Source organism: Burkholderia sp. MR1-5-21, from assembly GCF_053427715.1.
Window position 1 is genome coordinate 37,644 of sequence record NZ_JBSAXD010000012.1, and the last position, 17,765, is coordinate 55,408.

General features: G+C 67.8%; 14 protein-coding genes. 6 read left to right on the forward strand and 8 right to left on the reverse strand.

What is annotated here, in order from left to right; genetic code table 11:
* The first annotated feature begins 4 nt into the window (after positions 1 to 4).
* Positions 5 to 1,345, forward strand: a complete 1,341-nt coding sequence (locus ACV229_RS17790; RefSeq protein WP_448084424.1) for a type VI immunity family protein — start codon at positions 5 to 7, stop codon at positions 1,343 to 1,345.
* 134 nt (positions 1,346 to 1,479) lie between these two features.
* On the opposite strand, the gene ACV229_RS17795 is transcribed toward ACV229_RS17790, so the two are convergent.
* The gene (locus ACV229_RS17795; protein WP_448084425.1) at positions 1,480 to 2,535 is read right to left on the reverse strand and encodes a LysR family transcriptional regulator; all 1,056 of its coding nucleotides are present in this window, start codon (positions 2,533 to 2,535) and stop codon (positions 1,480 to 1,482) included.
* A 346-nt stretch (positions 2,536 to 2,881) separates the two neighbouring features.
* On the opposite strand from ACV229_RS17795, the gene ACV229_RS17800 reads away from it, so the two are divergent.
* The gene (locus ACV229_RS17800) at positions 2,882 to 3,184 is read left to right on the forward strand and encodes a hypothetical protein (protein WP_448084426.1); all 303 of its coding nucleotides are present in this window, start codon (positions 2,882 to 2,884) and stop codon (positions 3,182 to 3,184) included.
* A gap of 145 nt (positions 3,185 to 3,329) precedes the next feature.
* Here ACV229_RS17800 and ACV229_RS17805 read toward each other — a convergent pair whose 3' ends face one another.
* A complete protein-coding gene (locus ACV229_RS17805; RefSeq protein ID WP_448084427.1) occupies positions 3,330 to 4,634 on the reverse strand; it encodes an MFS transporter in 1,305 nt (434 codons plus the stop codon).
* Positions 4,635 to 5,180: 546 nt separating this feature from the next.
* Here ACV229_RS17805 and ACV229_RS17810 point away from each other — a divergent pair.
* Complete coding sequence (locus tag ACV229_RS17810) at positions 5,181 to 5,624, forward strand: MarR family winged helix-turn-helix transcriptional regulator (RefSeq protein ID WP_448084428.1); 444 nt, start codon at positions 5,181 to 5,183, stop codon at positions 5,622 to 5,624.
* Positions 5,625 to 5,746: 122 nt separating this feature from the next.
* Here the strand turns inward: ACV229_RS17810 and ACV229_RS17815 are convergent, their stop codons facing one another.
* The 5 genes from ACV229_RS17815 to ACV229_RS17835 all read right to left on the reverse strand — a co-directional run bounded on the left by ACV229_RS17815 (position 5,747) and on the right by ACV229_RS17835 (position 11,758).
* Positions 5,747 to 8,095: a molybdopterin cofactor-binding domain-containing protein gene (locus ACV229_RS17815; RefSeq protein ID WP_448084429.1), complete on the reverse strand. Its 2,349-nt coding sequence runs from the start codon at positions 8,093 to 8,095 to the stop codon at positions 5,747 to 5,749.
* A 290-nt stretch (positions 8,096 to 8,385) separates the two neighbouring features.
* Positions 8,386 to 9,063 carry an isochorismatase family protein gene (locus ACV229_RS17820; RefSeq protein ID WP_448084430.1) on the reverse strand — a complete coding sequence of 226 codons (678 nt, stop codon included), beginning with the start codon at positions 9,061 to 9,063 and terminating at the stop codon, positions 8,386 to 8,388.
* A gap of 11 nt (positions 9,064 to 9,074) precedes the next feature.
* The gene (locus ACV229_RS17825; protein WP_448084431.1) at positions 9,075 to 10,115 is read right to left on the reverse strand and encodes a 2,5-dihydroxypyridine 5,6-dioxygenase; all 1,041 of its coding nucleotides are present in this window, start codon (positions 10,113 to 10,115) and stop codon (positions 9,075 to 9,077) included.
* Between the two features lie 33 nt (positions 10,116 to 10,148).
* Positions 10,149 to 10,979, reverse strand: coding sequence for an alpha/beta fold hydrolase (locus tag ACV229_RS17830; protein WP_448084432.1), 831 nt, complete (start codon positions 10,977 to 10,979; stop codon positions 10,149 to 10,151).
* Between the two features lie 26 nt (positions 10,980 to 11,005).
* Complete coding sequence (locus ACV229_RS17835) at positions 11,006 to 11,758, reverse strand: maleate cis-trans isomerase family protein (RefSeq protein ID WP_205799405.1); 753 nt, start codon at positions 11,756 to 11,758, stop codon at positions 11,006 to 11,008.
* Between the two features lie 298 nt (positions 11,759 to 12,056).
* Between ACV229_RS17835 and ACV229_RS17840 the strand changes: the two genes are divergently transcribed.
* Together ACV229_RS17840 and ACV229_RS17845 are read left to right on the forward strand one after the other, a co-directional pair.
* A complete protein-coding gene (locus tag ACV229_RS17840; protein WP_448084433.1) occupies positions 12,057 to 13,214 on the forward strand; it encodes an FAD-dependent monooxygenase in 1,158 nt (385 codons plus the stop codon).
* Positions 13,215 to 13,361: 147 nt separating this feature from the next.
* Positions 13,362 to 13,862 (forward strand): (2Fe-2S)-binding protein, encoded by a 501-nt coding sequence (locus ACV229_RS17845; protein ID WP_448084434.1) that lies wholly within the window; start codon positions 13,362 to 13,364, stop codon positions 13,860 to 13,862.
* A 54-nt stretch (positions 13,863 to 13,916) separates the two neighbouring features.
* Here ACV229_RS17845 and ACV229_RS17850 read toward each other — a convergent pair whose 3' ends face one another.
* Positions 13,917 to 15,050 (reverse strand): RNA-guided endonuclease InsQ/TnpB family protein, encoded by a 1,134-nt coding sequence (locus ACV229_RS17850; RefSeq protein ID WP_448084435.1) that lies wholly within the window; start codon positions 15,048 to 15,050, stop codon positions 13,917 to 13,919.
* Positions 15,051 to 15,163: 113 nt separating this feature from the next.
* Here ACV229_RS17850 and ACV229_RS17855 point away from each other — a divergent pair, with 113 nt between their 5' ends.
* Positions 15,164 to 17,755: a c-type cytochrome gene (locus ACV229_RS17855; RefSeq protein ID WP_448084436.1), complete on the forward strand. Its 2,592-nt coding sequence runs from the start codon at positions 15,164 to 15,166 to the stop codon at positions 17,753 to 17,755.
* Positions 17,756 to 17,765: the final 10 nt, after the last annotated feature.

The window sequence follows — 17,765 nt, forward strand, 5'->3', positions numbered from 1 at the left end:
GATTATGACTATGAGTGATTCGAAACCTGTCTTGACACCGTTTCAGGCGTTTGCTCGCTATCAGGAAGACTTGAGCGTGCGGCTTGCCGACAACACGATGGGCGTGTTGCCGGGTGCGATTGGTACGGTATTCTTTGAGCGGGGCTCGCAGCCGGATGTGCGGCAAGCAATCCTCGATTGCTTTGACCGATTTGATGAGATGTTCGGCGAGCATCTGAAGGGAGGCAAGGACGCCGATCTGGGGAAATTCACGAAGCGGAACGCGAAGGGCGTGGAGAAGATTCGCGGTGCGATCATCGATACACCTTCATATTCGGAAGTGAGCGTGTTGCGCTCCAGTGCCACCGATCAAGATACAGCGGCGGAATACAATATCGGGACGCTAACTGGGATCGCAAACCCGGAAGACTATGTTTCGCCGTCAGGATGGATCGCGAAGAAAGGTCAGGAGTCGGGTCTGTCATATCTGAAATTCAATGTGCCGATGGAATTGGTAACTACCGACGGCGGCATCACGCAGTACGAGGAATTTCTGCGATATGTGTGCAGCAAGCTCGCTGTACAAGGTGGCTATGGCGGGTTGGCACCGATATTGCCATATAGCTATCATCGTTTTATGCCGCAAGAATGGGCGCTTGCCGAGCGTTTTAGTGGGTTGGAAATCGATAGTACGGCGCATCTTCAATCAAGGGAGTACGATCCTCTGTCTTATGAAGGGGAATCGACTGAGGCGATGACGGCTTTCTATCCTGACTTACATCCGGGAGCAAAGGTTGGCCGATGGGGTTTCATCAAAGGCGTCAACTGGTACACGATCCTGGGTGAGCTGTTCATCAAGCGATTGGGTGGCGAAGCGGTTATTCGAGAAAAACTCGACCGCCCCGACATTCATATCGAACGTGCCAATGCGTGTCTGATGATCCGCGCGGGCGATTTCCCTCGTCTTGGCGCTCCCGAAGAAGGCTTGCCTGAACCCTACGTCTTTGTGAACAGTGTGCTGCGCGTACTGCGCGACCCGAAGCCCGATGCGCTGCATACATATATCCCGGATTTGCCGAGCGCCGACACCAAGAACGCGCGCGCATGGGTTGCCCGCTTCGATCTGCCTGACGCGCCGCCGATTCCGGATCCGCCTACGGTCGTGCCATCGGCAAAGAGCGCGAGTCCCGGTCACGCAAGCGTCCCGGGCGGTAGCCCATGCCCAACCGCGGGTTGGTGGCAAACGCCGGCCAAGGCTGGCAGCCGCCAGTACTTCGAGACTGGCGCGATCATGCCAGTAATCCAGGGTAGTGCTTGGGGTACGACGTACTGGAACTGGTCACCGAACCAGAATTCACAAGGTTGAACGCGCGCTGCTTGCCGAATTTCTCGCTGAGTCAGATGCAATTGGGTGGGGGAATGCTGACTGCGCGATGATCGTCGGGCCGTCGTTCGGCGCGGCACTGGCGGCGCGCGTGTCGTCCGTCGGCGTGCTCGCGCTCATCGGAGCGGTCGTGATAAGGCGGTTGCTCGCGCAACCATCGAGCGTGGGGTGAGACCGACGGGTGGCGCCGCCGCATCTGCGTCGAGCCAGCTTCGCGTCGCCTCGGCAATCAGCCCGCGCAGCCAGCGCACGCCGTCGACGCACGCGCCCGCTTCGTTCCAGGTCATCCGGTACACGATGTCCGGCGGATCGGCCGGCAACGCGACGATGCCGAGCGGCAGCAGCTTCGCGTAGTGCCGCGCGAGCCGGACGGTGGTCGTGAGGATCAGGTCCGAGCGGACGAGCGCGTGCGCGGCCAGTTCGAAATGCGGCAGCGTGACGACGATCCTGCGTTGCAGGCCGACGCGCTCGAGCTGCCGGTCGATCGCGCCGGACGCCTCGAGCCACGACGGCGTCGGACACAGCTGCGGCGCCTGCGCGTATTCGGCGGCCGTCATCCGGCCGCGTTTGACGACCGGATGCGTGACGTCCATCAGGCAGACGACGCGGTCGTCGAACAGGTCGTCCTGCCGGAACCGCGACGCGCGCGCGGACCGGTTGTCGATCACGATGTCGAGTTCGCCGTCGGCGAGCGCGCGCTCGGCGTCGAAGCCATCGCCGAGCGGATGGAACACCAGCTGCGCGTGCGGTGCGCGTTCGCGAAACAGCGTGACGAGCGTCGGCACGAACAGCACGTTCAGGTAGTCGGGGCAGCCGATCCGGTAGGTGCGCACCGACGTGTTCGCGTCGAACGTCGGCTGCTGGTTGCGGATGAAGTCGATCACGCGCAGCGCGTTGCGCAGCGGCTCGATCAGCCGCGCACCGAACTCGGTCGGCACCATCCCGTAGCGGCTGCGCACCAGCAGCGGATCGCCGAGCAGCGTGCGCAGCCGCTTCAGCGCGGCGCTCGTGGCCGGCTGCGACAGGTTGAGCCGCACCGCCGCGCGCGACACGGTCCGCTCGGTCAGCAGCACGAGCAGGATCCGCATCTGCCGCGCGTCGAATGTCTCGAGCGCGTGCGCGGCGTCGTGCGGTTCGGGGGAGGGGGCGATTGGGCCTAGTGTGTCCCGCATGGCGAAGCGATTCCCGGCGATGCGATGCCGGCGCGCACGTGCGCACCCCTGACGGCGTCCGTCGCGAGCGCGAGGCCCGTGCAGTGGCTGGCTTCGAGTTGCACGCCGATGTCTCCTTCCATGTAGAGGCGCGGGCATGGCGCTGCTGTGCGCAGCGTTGGCCCAGTGCCGTGGACGTTATATGCCGGATTCGTTCGCGAGTATGTGCGCCGGGCCAGGCAATGGGAAATTAAATATTCGGGTGAGACCCATTCAGGAAATGAATGGGGATGCATCGGCAGAAAGGGCGGAATCGTGGCATGCGAATTGCGCGATACTGGCTTTTTCACCGCGGGAGGGATAGGTCATGCAACGTGATCCTTTTCGTCATATGTGGCAGGCGCTTGCCGCCGGCATCGTGATCGTCGGTGTTGCAGCGGGCGCGGGATGCTCGAAGCAGAGCAGCAGTACGTCAGGGACGGAGCAGGGGGCGTCGGGCAGCATGGCGCCTGCGCCGTCGGCTGCTTCGGGAGGAACGCCGAGTAGTGGCGCAGCGGCAAGCGGCGCGGAGGGCGCGGCAAGCAGCGGCGCTGCGTCAGGCGGCGGCATGGAAGGCGGTGCGAGCGCGCCGGGTGCGGCGTCGGCGCCGTCGGGGGCGAGCGGCGGCTGACGCGTCGCTCGCGGTAGAAGGGGTGCCGCTCGCGGCCGGTGCGTCGCGAGCGGCGCGTTGAATTCGTTGAATGGGCGCCGGGGTCGGAAGGCGCTTGCAGCGCCGGGCGCGCGTGCGCGAAGAATCCGCAGCGGCCCTTGTAATGTCAGCGGTTCACGAGCCGTGCAGGAAACGCGAGTGCAAGCGCGCAGCCGACCAGCATGCACGCGGCGAAACCGTACAGGCCGGCGCTCTGCGAATGGAACGTGTCGCGCAGCCAGCCGATGAAATACGTGCTGCCGAAGCCGCCGAGGTTCGCGATCGAGCACGCGAACGCGATGCCGCCCGCCGCGGCCGAGCCGCGCAGGAACGTCGACGGCAGTGCCCACACGACCGGCATCGCGGCTGCCGCGCCTGCATTGATCAGCGAGAACAGCAGCACGGTCGTGACCGTGCCGTGCGGCGAAGCGGCGGCGGTCAGCGCGACCGCCGCGACGAGGAACGGCACGACGATGTGCCAGCGGCGCTCGCGCGCGCGGTCCGAGCTGGCGCCGCAATACAGGGTGCCGATCACGGCGGCCGCATTCGGGATCACCATCAGCCAGCCAATGTGGTACGCGTCCTTCACGCCCGTATCGCGCAGGATGCTCGGCAGCCAGAAGCTGACCGCATACAGCCCGAGCAGCACGCACAGGTCGATGATGCCGAGCGCCCACACCTTCGGTTCGGTGAACGCCTGGCCGAGCGCATGACTCTTGTTGCCGGTCGGTTCGCTGTCGAGGTTCGCGCGAAGCGTACGCTTCTCGTCATCGGTCAGCCATTGCGCCGATTCGATGCGGTTCGGCAGCCAGCGCAGCACCACGAAGCCGAGTGCGATCGACGGCAGCGCCTCGAGCAGGAACAGCCATTGCCAGCCGCCGAGCCCGTGCGCGCCGTCGAACGCGCGCATGATCCAGCCGGAGATCGGGCTGCCGATCATGCTCGACAGCGGCAGCCCGACCATGAAGAGCGCGACGATCCGCGCGCGGCGCGCATCCGGATACCACTGCGTCAGGTACAACAGCACGCCGGGCAGGAAGCCCGCTTCGGCGACGCCGAGCAGGAAGCGCACGACGTAGAACTGCATCGGCGTGTGCACGAACATCGTCGCGCCGGAAAGCAGCCCCCACGTGATCATGATGCGCGCGATCCACAGCTTTGCGCCGACGCGCTGCAGGATCAGGTTGCTCGGGACTTCGAACAGAATGTAGCCGGCGAAGAACAGGCCCGCCCCGAGGCCGTACACGGTATCGCTGAACTTCAGCGCATCGAGCATCTGCAGCTTCGCGAGGCCGATGTTGATGCGGTCCAGGTAGGCCGCGAAGTAGCACAGGCAGAACATCGTGATCAGGCGCACCGTGACCTTGCGGTACAGGTTGCCGTGCAGCGCGTCGTCGGGGGAAACGGCTGCGCTCGGGTGTGCGGTAGACATGGGATTGCCCCTGTTCGTGTGTGACGGATGAGTAGGATGCCGATCGACGCGGGCGCGGTTCCAGCGCCCACCGGTGTCTGTATAGCACGCCAATTAAATAGCGTACACACTATAAAATGCGAGTCGTATCCGGAACCTCGCCAGCATCGGGAAAACGCGCACGTGTGACGCTTAAAGATATGAGGTTAATGGGGTTTTTATTGGTGATGGGCGCCGGTTATCGAGGCCATCCTCGGGTAGGGGTGGTGCACGAAAATAGTGCGTATGCGCTCAATAGTGCAGCGTATGCACGTGAACGGCGGTGCGCTCAGGCGCGCCTGCTGGCGATCATTCGCGCGGAGTGCGGAACCCGGGCCCGAACGCACGGTGCACGCATTCGGCATCGCGCACGTGAAATGCCGGGCGATCCGTCGCGATGCACGGCGCCGGCTGCCGGCGGCGGCGCCTGATGCGCGTCAACGAACGGCCCGTGCGGTGCGCGATGTGCCGATTCGAGGGTGTACACTGCTTGTCTTTCCGTTCCAGGCCGTGCGGGCCTTCATCTTCATGGCAGCTTCCAAGGATTCCTACGACTTTCACGATCAGATCGGCCATTTGCTGCGCCGCGCCTACCAGCGCCATGTCGCGATCTTCCAGGAAGCGATCCCCGATTCGGACCTCACGGCCGCGCAGTTCGTCACGCTGTGTGCGGTGAAGGAAAAGCAGGCATGTTCGCTGAACGACATCGTGAAGGCGACCGCAATCGACCAGGCGACGATCCGCGGGGTCGTGGACAGGCTCAAGGCGCGCGCGCTGCTCGAGGTGCTGCCTGATCCGGGCGACGGCCGCAAGCTGCTCGTGCGCGCGACCGCGACGGGCCTCGCGCTGATCGACCGGACCGTGCCGTTCGCGCGGCAGGTGACGGAGCGCACGTATGGCGCACTCAATCCCGGTGAGCGCGTCGCATTGCAATTCCTGCTGCGCAAGATGATGGAGGAGGATGACGCGTAGGGCGGCCGGCGGTCGTTGCCGGCGGCGTGCACGTTGATCGATCGGGCGACGATCGGCACGCGGCGTGCACGAGCGGGCTGCGCGTTCAGTGATTCAAAGCGGCACGCGATACGCGTTGCGGCTCATGCGCGATGTGCCGCCGTGCGTTCGTCCGGCGCGGCCGCGAACAGCCGTCCCGCGTCGCGCAACCCCGCGCGGATCGTTTCGGGCGTGAACGGAGGCGCGTAGAAGCGCACGCCCGTCGCGTCGAAGATCGCATTCGCGACCGCGGCCGGTCCGGGCACCGACGCCGATTCGCCCGCGCCGAGCGGCGGTTCGCCCTGCCGCGGCATCAGCACCACGTCGACGGCCGGCACGTCGGCGAACGTCAGAATCGGATAGCTCGCCCATTCGCGCGATGCGACCTTGCCGTCGACGAACCGCACACGCTCCTTCAGCGTGCGGCTCAGTACCTGGATCACATTGCCGTGGATCTGATGGCGCACACCGTCCGGGTTGATCATCGTTCCGGTGTCCTGGCCGACGGTCACGCGTTCGACGCGAATCTCGCCGGTCAGGTGATCGACGCTCAGGTCGACGATCCACGCGGACCACGCGGCGCCGAACCCCGGAAAGCGGCTGTGTACATAGCGCGCGTACGCGATGCCGCGGCCGCGTGCGAGTCGCGCATCGTCCGGTTCGCGCCGCGTGCGCGGCGTCCATCCGGCTCGCGCGGCGACCGTCTGCAGCAGGTCGGTGGCGCGCGTGTCGTCCAGGTGGCGCAGACGGAACGCGAGCGGGTCGATGCCTGCGAGCGACGCGCATTCGTCGGCGAACGCGTCGTGCGCGAACGAATTCGGCAGCGCCGATACGCCGCGCAGCCACGACGCGCGGACAATCGGCGCGAGATCCTCGCAGACGAAACGGCGGTTCGGGCACTTGTACGGCGACACGGCCGTCCGGTCGCCCATCTCGAACACGCGCGGCTCGGGCGCGATCGCGCCGGTCAGCAGCGCAGCAAGCATCGGCGCATCGTTCGACGGATAGCGCGTCGAGAAGTCGTAGCCGAGCAGGCGGCCGTCGCCGCTCACGGTGCCCGTCACCTGCATTACCTGACCGGCGCCTTTCGGCTCCCACGCATGCTCGTCGGCGCGCGACAACTGCACGCGCACCGGCTGCCCGACCGCGCGCGACAGCAGCAGCGCGTCGCCGCATACGTCGTCCGCGCCATTGCGGCCATAACAGCCCGCGGCTTCCATCCGCACGATGTCGAGATCTGCTTCGTCGCGCCCGACGAGGGTCGCGAGGTCGTAGCGCAGCGACACGGGGTTCTGCGTGCCGGACCACACGGTGATCCGGCCGTTGCCCGGCGCGCGGTAGTCCGCCACTGCGCACGACGGGCCGATCGAGCCGTGCATCTGGAACGGCCACGCGTAGGTGCGCGACAGCGTGGTCGTGCCGGGCAGCGCGCGGGCGGCGTCGACGTCGCCTTCGTCGAGCAGCATCCGCCGTTTCGCGGGCGCGGCCGCGATCGCTGCCGCCGGATCGTCGAGCGGCGTCAACGCGGGATGCGGGCGCCAGCTCACACGCAACTGGCGCGCCGCGCGGATCGCCTGCTCTTCGCGTTCGGCGACGACGCCGACGAAATCGCCGATCACGACGACCTCGCGCAGGCCCGGCACATCGGCGACCGATGCGCGATCGATGTCCGCAAGCGACGTGCCGACGAACGCGCCGCTGTCGATGCCCGTGTACGGCGGCCGGACCACGCGGCCATGCAGCATGCCCGGCACGCGCACGTCGTGCACGAACGTCAGCATGCCGGTCGCTTTCGCGGGCAGGTCGACGCGCGGCGACGAGCGGCCGACGACCCGGTACTGCGTCGGCTCCTTGACGCGCGCGTTCAGGTCCAGTTCGAGCGCGATGCGTTGTCCCGCGACGAGTTCGGCGAACGTGACGCGGCGCGAGGCGGCTCTTCCAGCCTTGTCCGTTCTGTCGGCATCGTCTTCTCCCCGGACTCCGTCGGCGCGTTCAGCGTCGTCGGTCGTGAAGATCGCGCCGTCGTCGGTCGCCAGCCGCCCGGCATCGACACCGAGGCGCACGGCCGCGAGCTGCAGCAGCGCATGTCGCGCCTGCGCGGCCGCGCAGCGCAGCGGCTGCGCGGAGATCTGGATCGTCGCGCTGGCGATGGTCGGCCCCTGGTTCGGCGTCGCGGCCGTGCTGCCGAGCACCATGCTCACGCGCGCGGCGGGCACATCAAGTTCTTCCGCGACGATCTGCGCGAGCGACGTGCGGATGCCGGTGCCGAGATCGACGTGTCCGTTGAACGCGAGGATGCGGCCGTCGTCGAGGATCGCGACGAACACCTCAGGAAGATCAGGCACGTATGACGACAGGCTGCCCGGCTGTCCGGGTGCGGGCTTGACGGGCGCTGCGGGGCGGCGGATCACGGTCAGGCAGCCATCGCGCGCGAGCAGTTCGGAGCGGTTCACGGGTTGGGGGTCCTGTCGGGGCGGTGGATCTTGCGGCGGGCGCACGCCTGGCGCGCGCCGATTGCATCACGCTGCCGGTTTGCCGGCCGCCGCGTCCCGGTCGATCGAATCTAGGGGGCCAAAAGCGGCGCGTCAATTGCGGCGGCGGGCCGGCGCCGGCCGCCGCGTGGTGCTGCCCGGCGCAAGCCCGTCATTGGCGTGAACACCGAGCGGCCGAATGCAGGCGGCCATAAGCATCACGTCAATTGCGCGGCGCGAGGGCGGCGGCGCCCGTTTTGAGCGTTCGCCGGTCAGCGTGCACGCGCGTTCGCGTTCGCCTGCGCCAGCGCGTGCGCCGCGTCGATCGCCGCGATCGCGGCATCGAGCGGCATCACGGCCGCGTACTTCTGCTGCATGTCGAACAGGTTCGCGTCATGCGGCCCGATCGCGCGATCACCGACGCAGTCGGACAGCACGAGCGGACGGAACCCGTGCGACATCGCGTCGACGACGCTCGCGCGCACGCAGCCGCTCGTCACCGCGCCGGCGACCAGCAGCGTCTGCACCGCGCGCTGCGTGAGCCAGGGGCCAAGCTGCGTGCCGAAGAACGCGGACGGCACCGTCTTGCGCACGACGAGTTCGCCGCGGGCGGGCGTGAGCTCGGGCACGATCGCGCTGTTCGGGTGATCCTCGGTCAGCGTCGCCATGCCGGGCACCTTCAGCGAGAACACGTTGTCGTCGCTGCCGTCGGCCGCGTACACGATGCGGCTGTGGGCGACCGGCCAGCCGCGCTGGCGCGCGAGCGCGAGCGCATGCGTGGTGCGCGCGATCGCAGGCGCGATGTTGCCGCCGCCGAACGTCGCCGGATCGGCGAAGCCGACGACGAAATCGACGATCAGGAGGCCGACGTTGCCTTGTGGCGGCAACGGCGTGCCGAAGCCCTGTTGCTGGTACACGTGCGCTTCGGCGTGGCGGGAAAGATCGGTCATGGCGGGTCTCGTCAGACGGGTTGGTCGAGCACGCGGCCGTCGCGCACGACGGTCTCGCCGTCGAGTGCGACCGTGCAGCGGCGCAGCGGGATGTCGATGTGGCAGGTTGTCGTGCGGTCGCCGCCGCCTTCGTTGTTCGGGCCGAGCGAGAACAGGAAGTTGCCCTCGAACGCGCGCGCGTCCATCCCGATCGTCGCCTCGCGGTCGTACAGGCCGAGCGTCGACCAGCGCGCGCGCGGCTGCAGGCCCCAGCCGATATGCGAGATCGCATAGCCTTCCGGGTCGGCGAACGTCTCCATGTAGTCGCGCAGCAGGTCGGCGTCGACGCTGCCTTCGATGCGCGTCGCGTAGCCGCCTTCGACCGTCAGCACGATCGGCTCGCTGACGTAATGCTTCTGCGGCAGCAGGATGTCGCCGCGGTCGATCACGATCGTGCCGCGCGCGGTGCGGTCGTTCGGGTAGCTCAGCGCGAAGCCGCTCGGCCAGTGGTCCCAGCGGCCCGGCGCGTCGACGAAGCCGTATTCCGCCGTCGGCGGGAAATCGCCGAGCGGGCACACGAGCGCGGTGCCGGCCGCCGACGTCACGCGCATCTCGCGCGCGGCGGCGATCTTGTTCGCGGCGGCGAGCACGCGCGTGCGGTCGCGCTCGGTCGGCACCATCCGCGCGAGCACTTCGGGCGGTTCGACGGCGAGCAGGATTTTCGTGCCCGACTTCAGGATGTCGTGCTGCTCGGGGGAGAACAGCAGCGTCATCAGGTCGAGCACGAGATCGCTCGCCTTCAGCGCGGCGATCGCCGCGCGGTTGCCGGTGAGCGGCGTCGTGCCGAGGTAGGCGAGCGGGTCGCGGCTGAACGCCTTGTCGCCGTTGACGGGCGGCAAGTCGAGCCGGTTGACGATCGCGCCCATCGATTGCGTCGCGATCAGCGCGCACGACAGCGTCTGCGGGTGGGTGGCCGGGCTCGTCAGGATCGTGACGGTCTGGCCCGGTTCGAGGCGCGACAGCGTGAGCACCTGCTTCCACGCGTCGATCAGTTGGTAGTCGCTGACTGGCATCGTCGGCTCCGGTGAATGCGTGAGGGAAAGGAATCAGGCGGCAAGCGGCGCGCCGAGGAAGTCGCCGAACGCCGCGTAGAAGCCGGCCGCGTTGTCCCACGGGATCATGTGGCCGGCATCGGGCACGCGCACGTGCAGCATCGAAGGCATCGCGCGCTGCAGTTCGGCGACGTCGTCGTCGCGCACCACGTCGCCGCGCTCGGCGGTGATCAGCAGCGCGGGCACGTCGAGCCGAGCGGCATCCGCGTGGAAATCGTCGGCGTGGAAGCCGTCATACGACGCACGCACCGCGCGCTCGTCGCAGGTGTGCAGCCATTCCGCGCGCAACTGCAGCTCCGCGTCGGTCCAGGTCGGGCAAAACGCGCGCATGCCTTCGGCGTCGGTGCCCGCGCGCGCGAGCGCCATCGAGTCGATGTACCACGGCAGCTTGCCCGGATACGGGCGGCGGCCGGGGCCGGACACCGGCGGATCGACGAGCACGACCGATTCGAGTCCGCGCGGGCCGCGCAGCGCGGCGCGCGCGGCGATCCGCGCGCCCATCGAATGGCCGACGAGGCTCACGCGCGGCAGGCCGAGCGCGGCGACGAGCATTGCGACGTCGTCGGCCTGCGCATCGAGGCTGTAGTCGAGCGCCGCGGACGCTTCGGACAGGCCGCGGCCGCGCACGTCGAGCACGTAGGTGTCGAACGCGGCGCCGAATACTTCGCCGACGAAGCCCCACGTGATCGCGGGGCTCGTGATGCCGGGAATCAGCACCACCGCGGCGCGCGGCGCGCGAGCGCCGGTCGCGCCGCCGTAGCGCAGGTAGTGCTGGCGGATGCCGTTCGCGTGAACGTTCGCGCCGTACAGGAAAGTCGAGGACATGGTCGGGCTCCGGTGGCGGGTGGCGTTCAGTACGCGCCGGACAGCAGCGCGCCCGCGCCCGGCACGACCGGTTCGAGATCGAGCTCGCGCAGCATCGCATAGGTGGTCGCGATCGCGGCGGTGATCACCGGCTTGCCGGTCATCGCCTCGACCTTCGCGACCGCGGGCAGCGACGGCATCTGCACGCATGCGGACAGCACGATCGCGTCGGCGTCCTGGTACGGCAGCGTCTTCACGATGTCGGGGAGGCGCGCCGGGTCGTGGCGGCCGACGTCGAGGTTGTCGGGGATTTCCAGCGCGCGATACGCGAGCACCTCGTAGCCTTCGTTGCGGATGTAGTCGACCACCAGCTCGGTCAGCGGCAGCATGTACGGTGCGACGACCACGATGCGCTTCGCGCCGATCACCTTCAGCGCGTCGACGAGCGCGCCAGCGCTCGTCAGCACCGGCGCCTGCGCGCCGTTGTCGGCGGTGTGCTTCGTCAGGCGCGCCTGCGATACGCGGTGATAGCCGTGACCCATCGCCATGATCGCGACGAGGCATGCATAGCCGAGCACGTCGACGCGCGCGTCGCTCAGCTCGACCGCACAGCGGTCCGATTCGGCGTCCATTGCGGCCAGTTCTTCCTTGACGACCTTCTTCATCCGCATCCGGCTCGAGTGATACGTGAAGCGCTCGGGGCGGATCGTCTCGCGCAGCCGCAGCATCGCGGGGATCTCGGTTTCCATCGTCGTGTTGGAACTCGGCACGATCTGGCCGATGCGGTAGGTCTTGCTCATGACGGGAGGCTCCGTGGCAGGTAAGGGTGGGGGCGGCCAGGTGTGCTCGGGCTCGCCGGAGTTCGAGTGAAGTCTAGTGTGTACATTTGAAAATGGCAACGTGTCAGAAATGCACGACGCATCGAAAACCTGCATCTGCCTTGTTGTATGCGTTGATTATTGGTGTTTTCCCGTATGAGAAAGGGGGCGGCGACAATCTTCTTGTGGGAATTATTTTGAGTGTGTACGCTACATATACGCTATCAACCCGCCCGCTCGATGACCTCCGACGCTGCGGGCCCACGATCAGGAGATCTGCATGAGCACACCCCGTATCGCAATCATCGGCGCCGGTCTCGGCGGCACGGCCGCCGCGGCGCTGCTCCAGCGCAGCGGCTACGACGTCGCGCTGTACGAGCAGGCGCCGGCGTTCTCGCGTCTCGGCGCGGGGATTCACCTCGGCCCGAACGTGATGAAGATCATGCGGCGCATCGGCTGCGAGAACGCGCTGAACACGATGGGTTCGCATCCGGATTTCTGGTACAGCCGCGACTGGCAGACGGCCGACGTGATCGCGCAGATCCCGCTCGGCGACTATGCGCTGAAGACCTACGGCGCGAGCTATCTGACGGTGCACCGCGGCGATTTCCATGCGCTGATGACGCAGGCGGTCGCGCCGGGCACGATCCGCTTCGGCAAGCGTCTCGCGTCGGTCGACGACACGGGCGACGCGGTGCGGCTGACGTTCGCGGACGGCAGCGTCGAGACCGCCGACATCGTGATCGGCGCGGACGGCGTGAACTCGCGGATCCGCGAGCACCTGCTCGGCGCGGAGCCGCCGCGCTACACGGGCTACGTCGCGCACCGCGCGGTGTTTCCCGCGTCGCTGCTCGGCAACAAGCCTTACGACATGTGCGTGAAGTGGTGGTCGGAGGATCGCCACATGATGGTCTACTACGTGACCGAGCGGCGCGACGAGTATTACTACGTGACCGGCGTGCCGCAGGCCGAATGGCCCGAGGGCGTGTCGATGGTCGACAGCAGCCGCGACGAGATGCGCGAAGCGTTCGCCGGTTTCCATCCGGACATCCAGCACCTGATCGACGTGTCGCCGTCGATCACCAAGTGGCCGCTGCTCGAGCGCGATCCGTTGCCGCTGTGGAGCCGCGGCCGTTTCGTATTGCTCGGCGATGCGTGCCATCCGATGAAGCCGCACATGGCGCAGGGCGCGGCGATGGCGATCGAGGATGCGGCGATGCTCGCGCGCTGCCTCGACGAGGTCGGCGTGACCGATTACACGGGCGCATTCGCGCTGTACGAGGCGAACCGCGCGGCGCGCGCGTCGAAGGTGCAGCTTGTGTCGCACAACAACACATGGCTGCGCACGAACGAGGATCCGTCGTGGGTGTTCGGCTACGACGTGTTCGACGTGCCGCTCGTGTCGCCGTCGCGGGATAATGTGGCGGCCGTCGCCTGACGGGCGCGGCCGCGCCGGCCGCATCGGCGCGCGCGGCGTTGCGTGGCTCCTTTGTTGCGCGTTGCGCAACGCAGCTCGCCGGCTGCTGGCCGCGCGCCGCCGGCCGGCTCATCACCCCGTTCCGCAGTCCGCTTTCCGGATCCGCCCATGTCGCATACCGCTCCCGCTTCGCGGCCGCTCACGCTGTGCGTGAACGGCGCGCAGCGCACCGTCGACGGCGCCGCGCCCGATGCGCCGCTGCTCGTGATCCTGCGCAACGATTTCGAACTGAACGGCCCGAAGTACGGCTGCGGGCTCGGCCAGTGCGGCGCGTGCACGGTGCTCGTCGACGGGCAGGCGACCCGCGCGTGCGTCGTGCCGGCGGCCGCCGCGATCGGGCGGCGCGTGACGACGCTCGAGGGGCTCGGTTCGCTCGACACGCTGCATCCGATCCAGCGCGCGTTCATCGACGAGCAGGCGGCGCAATGCGGCTACTGCCTGAACGGGATGATCATGAGCACGAAGGCGCTGCTCGACCGCAATCCGTCGCCGGACGACGACGCGATCCGCGACGCGCTGCGCTTCAATCTGTGCCGCTGCGGCACGCATCTCGAGATCATCCGGGCGGTGCGGCGCGCAGCGCGTTACCAGCAGGAATGCGTTGACTGATCTCCTTCCTAAAGAAGGAGATTCCCACTTCACCGAATGCAACCCGACTTCGCCTCAAAGAGACATGGGACTTACGCTTTCTCCATGGGCTGACACCGCCAGTCCGGCGGCCAAAACGTTACGTGCCGCGTTGATGTCGCGGTCGTGGGTCGCTGCGCATCCCGGACAGATCCACGCGCGCACCTTCAACGGTAGCGTGGCGACGGTATGCCCGCAATCGAAACATCGCTTGCTGGACGGATACCAGCGATCGATGCCGATCAACGTGCGGTCGTACCACTTGGCCTTGTACGTCAACTGCCGCACGAATTCCGACCAGCCCGCATCGCCGATCGATTTCGCGAGTCTTCGATTCTTCTGCATGCGGCCGACGGCAAGGCTTTCGATGGCGATCACTTGGTTTTCGTGGATCAACCGGCTCGAAAGCTTGTGCAGAAAATCCCTGCGGGTATCTGCTATCCGGGCATGCATGCGTGCGACCTTGAGCCTCGCCTTCCTGCGGTTGGCGGAACCCATTTGCTTCTTCGCCAGCCGCCGTTGGAGCTTGGCGAGTCTGGTCTCGTTCTTGCGAAACGCGTTCGGTGCCGCGATCTTCTCGCCCGTCGAAAGAACGACAAAATCTGTCAACCCGAAGTCGATGCCGACCTTGCCGGTCACCCCCGATTTTGCGGAAACCACGTCGTCGCAAAGCATCGATACGTGGTATCGACCTGCCGTGTCTTTTGACACCGTGACGGTCGTTACCCGCGCGCCGTTCGGAATCGTGCGCGACCAGCGGATCGCGAGCGGCGCATCCATCTTCGCGAGCTTCAGCGAATTGCCATCCCACTTGAAGGCGCTCGCCGTGTATTCGGCAGATTGCGCACCGTCCTTGCGCCGAAAGTTCGGGTACTTCGCCCGGTTGGCAAAGAAGTTCGCGAACGCCGTCTGCAAGTGTCGCAACGCCTGCTGGAGCGGAACCGAGCTGACCTCGTTCAGCCACGCATGCTCGGGGGTTTTCTTCAGCGCGGTAAGCGCGGCGGAGGTTTCGTGATAGCCGACACGTGCCTGACGCTGTTGCCACGCATCTGTGCGCATTCGCAGCATGTGGTTATATGCAAAGCGCGCGCAGCCGAACGTCCTGGCAAGCATCGCTGCTTGCTCGGGCGTCGGGTAGAACCGGAATCGGTAGGCGCGCTTGATGTCCATGCCTCACACGATGTCACATGCTCGCGTGTGCCTCAAGCTTTGGTGGCTCAGCCATTCGGCTACGCTCCTTTCATTCCCCGCCCGGAAGGACGGGGTTTCTCGGAGCAAACCCGATGAACGGTGACCTGACGACGCGGGCATGCGGCGGCATCGGCCGCGACGACACGCACCGTGGCGATGTCGTTGCTGCCATATCGCGCGATGCGACAGCGGGCGGTGCCACCGGTCGCGATGCCGAGGCGTCGCAAGCGCGCCGCGCACGTTACGCTTGGCCGCTCGGCGAACCGCATGCGCACGCGTCGCTCGACGTCGAATCGCGCACCGCGCCCGACGGCGGCATGGCGACGTGGCGCTATCGCGCGCACGTCGAGCGCGCGGCCGGCGATGACGGTGTGCTACCAGAATCGGCGTCGGCGTCGGCATCGTCATCAGCATCAGCATCGCCACCCGGGAACGGCAATGCGCAGGCCATGCCGGCGGCACCGGCGTTCGTCTACCGCCATGCGCAGACATCCATCGAGATGGCCGACTCCGCCCGCGCGATCCCGTCGCATGCGCACGTGTTTGCACGCGAGTCGTTCATCGACGAACTGGCCGGCGCGCTGCGGCGCGATCCGGTCGCATTGCGGTTCCAGCATCTGGACCCGGCGCAGGATGCCGGCCCGCGCGAGATCATTCGCATGGTCACCGAGCGGGCCGCATGGGGTGCACCGGCTGCGGCGGCCGGCACCGGCGCATCGGCGCGCCTGCGCGGCCGCGGCTTTGCGTTCGACGGGGCGGCGCGTGCGCTGTACGCGCCGGGACGCGCAGCAGCGGACACGACCACCGGCATGGATGCGCATGACGCCCGCGTATCCGGCGCCAGCGACGCAAGCTGGACCGCGTGGGTCGTCGATCTCGACGTCGATCGCGCGACCGGTGATGTCGCCGTGCGGCGCATCGTGGCGGGGCAAGGCGCGGGCGAGCCGGACGCCGCATCGCTGGCGGGCCTGCCCGCGTGGCAGGTCGAGGCGGCGATCTCGCGCGTGATGGGCGCGCGTCTGTCGGCGCGGCGCGCGCATGACGAGACCGGCGCGGGCGAGCAATCTGCGCCGATGTCGCACGAACTGGTCGAGGCGTCAAGCGACGCGCCGGATGCGGCGGCGCGCGCGCTGTCCGTGCAGGACACGCAACGGATCGAACAGGCGGCGGCGCCGGCCGCGGCCGCGATCGCGAACGCGCTGTACGACGCGACCGGCGTGCGGTTTCGTGCGCCGCCGTTCGATGCCGCACGCATCCGAGCGGCACTGGCGGGCGCGGTGCCGGTCGAGCCGGCCGGAACGGGCGATGCGTCCGACGTCGGACGCGCATTCGACACAGGAGAACCTGCCGGAGCCGCACACCCTCGAACTCGGCGCTGGCGGCGCTGGCTGGTCGGCGGCGGACTCGGCGGCATGGTCGGCGGCCTGATTGGCCTCGCGTGCTCGATCCTGCCGGGCCCGGCGGCGATCGCGCCTGTCGCGGCAGACAGCGCGGACGGCGCGATGTGGAGTGCGGCGACGCTCGAACGCGGCCGGCAGATCGCGATCGCCGGCGACTGCGCGGTGTGCCACACGGCGCCGGGCGGTGCGGTCAACGCCGGCGGCCTTGCGCTCGATACACCGTTCGGCACGATCTACACGACCAACATCACACCCGATCCGGATACCGGCATCGGCGCGTGGTCGTATCCGGCGTTCGCGCGGGCGATGCGCGAAGGGATCGGGCGGGACGGCACGCATCTGTACCCGGCGTTTCCGTACACCGCATTCGCGAAGCTGAGCGAAGCGGACCTGCTCGCGCTGTATGCGTACTTGATGTCGCAGCCGCCGGTGAAGCACGTGCCGCCGAAGACGAGGCTGCCGTTCCCGCTCGACCAGCGGCGGCTCGTCGCCGGCTGGAACGCGCTGTTCCTCGATGCGCGCCCGTTTGCGCCGGACCCGTCGCGCTCGGCGCTGTGGAATCGCGGCAAGTACCTGGTCGACGGCGCCGGACACTGCGGCGCGTGTCACACGCCGCGCAACGTGCTGGGCGCGGAGAAGGGCGGCTTCGCGTACCTGTCGGGCGGCGAAGCGGAAGGCTGGGCGGCGCCGTCGCTGGTCGGGGCGCACGCGTCGCCGGTGCCCTGGACCGAGGACGCGCTGTTCGACTATCTGCGCACCGGGTTCTCCGCGCAGCACGGCGTCGCGGCCGGACCGATGGCGCCCGTCGTCGCCGGCCTCGCGACGCTGCCCGAAACGGACGTGCGCGCGATCGCGCATTACGTCGCGTCGCTGTCGCCGCGAGTCGATGCCGCGGCGGCCGCAGACGCGACCGCCCATCACGCGCGCGGCGCGGAAGCGGTCACGACGCTCGGTCTCGAGAATGGCCGCCGCGCGTTCGATGCCGCGTGTGCCGTGTGCCATGCGGAGTCGGGGGGTGTCGGCCATTTCGGCGTGCGGCCGCTGATGGGGCTGAACACGAGCGTCAGCCAGGCGACGCCGGACAACCTGCTGCGTGTGCTGCACGACGGCATCGCGCATCCGGCGACCGAGCAGCTCGGCTACATGCCGGGCTTTCGCGATGCGTTCGACGACCGGCAGATGGCCGAGCTGGCGACTTACATCCGCGCGCGCTATGCGCCGGGGCAGCCGGCGTGGCGGGATCTCGAAGCGGTGTCGGCGCGGATCCGGCGGGACGGGCATTGACGTATCGAAG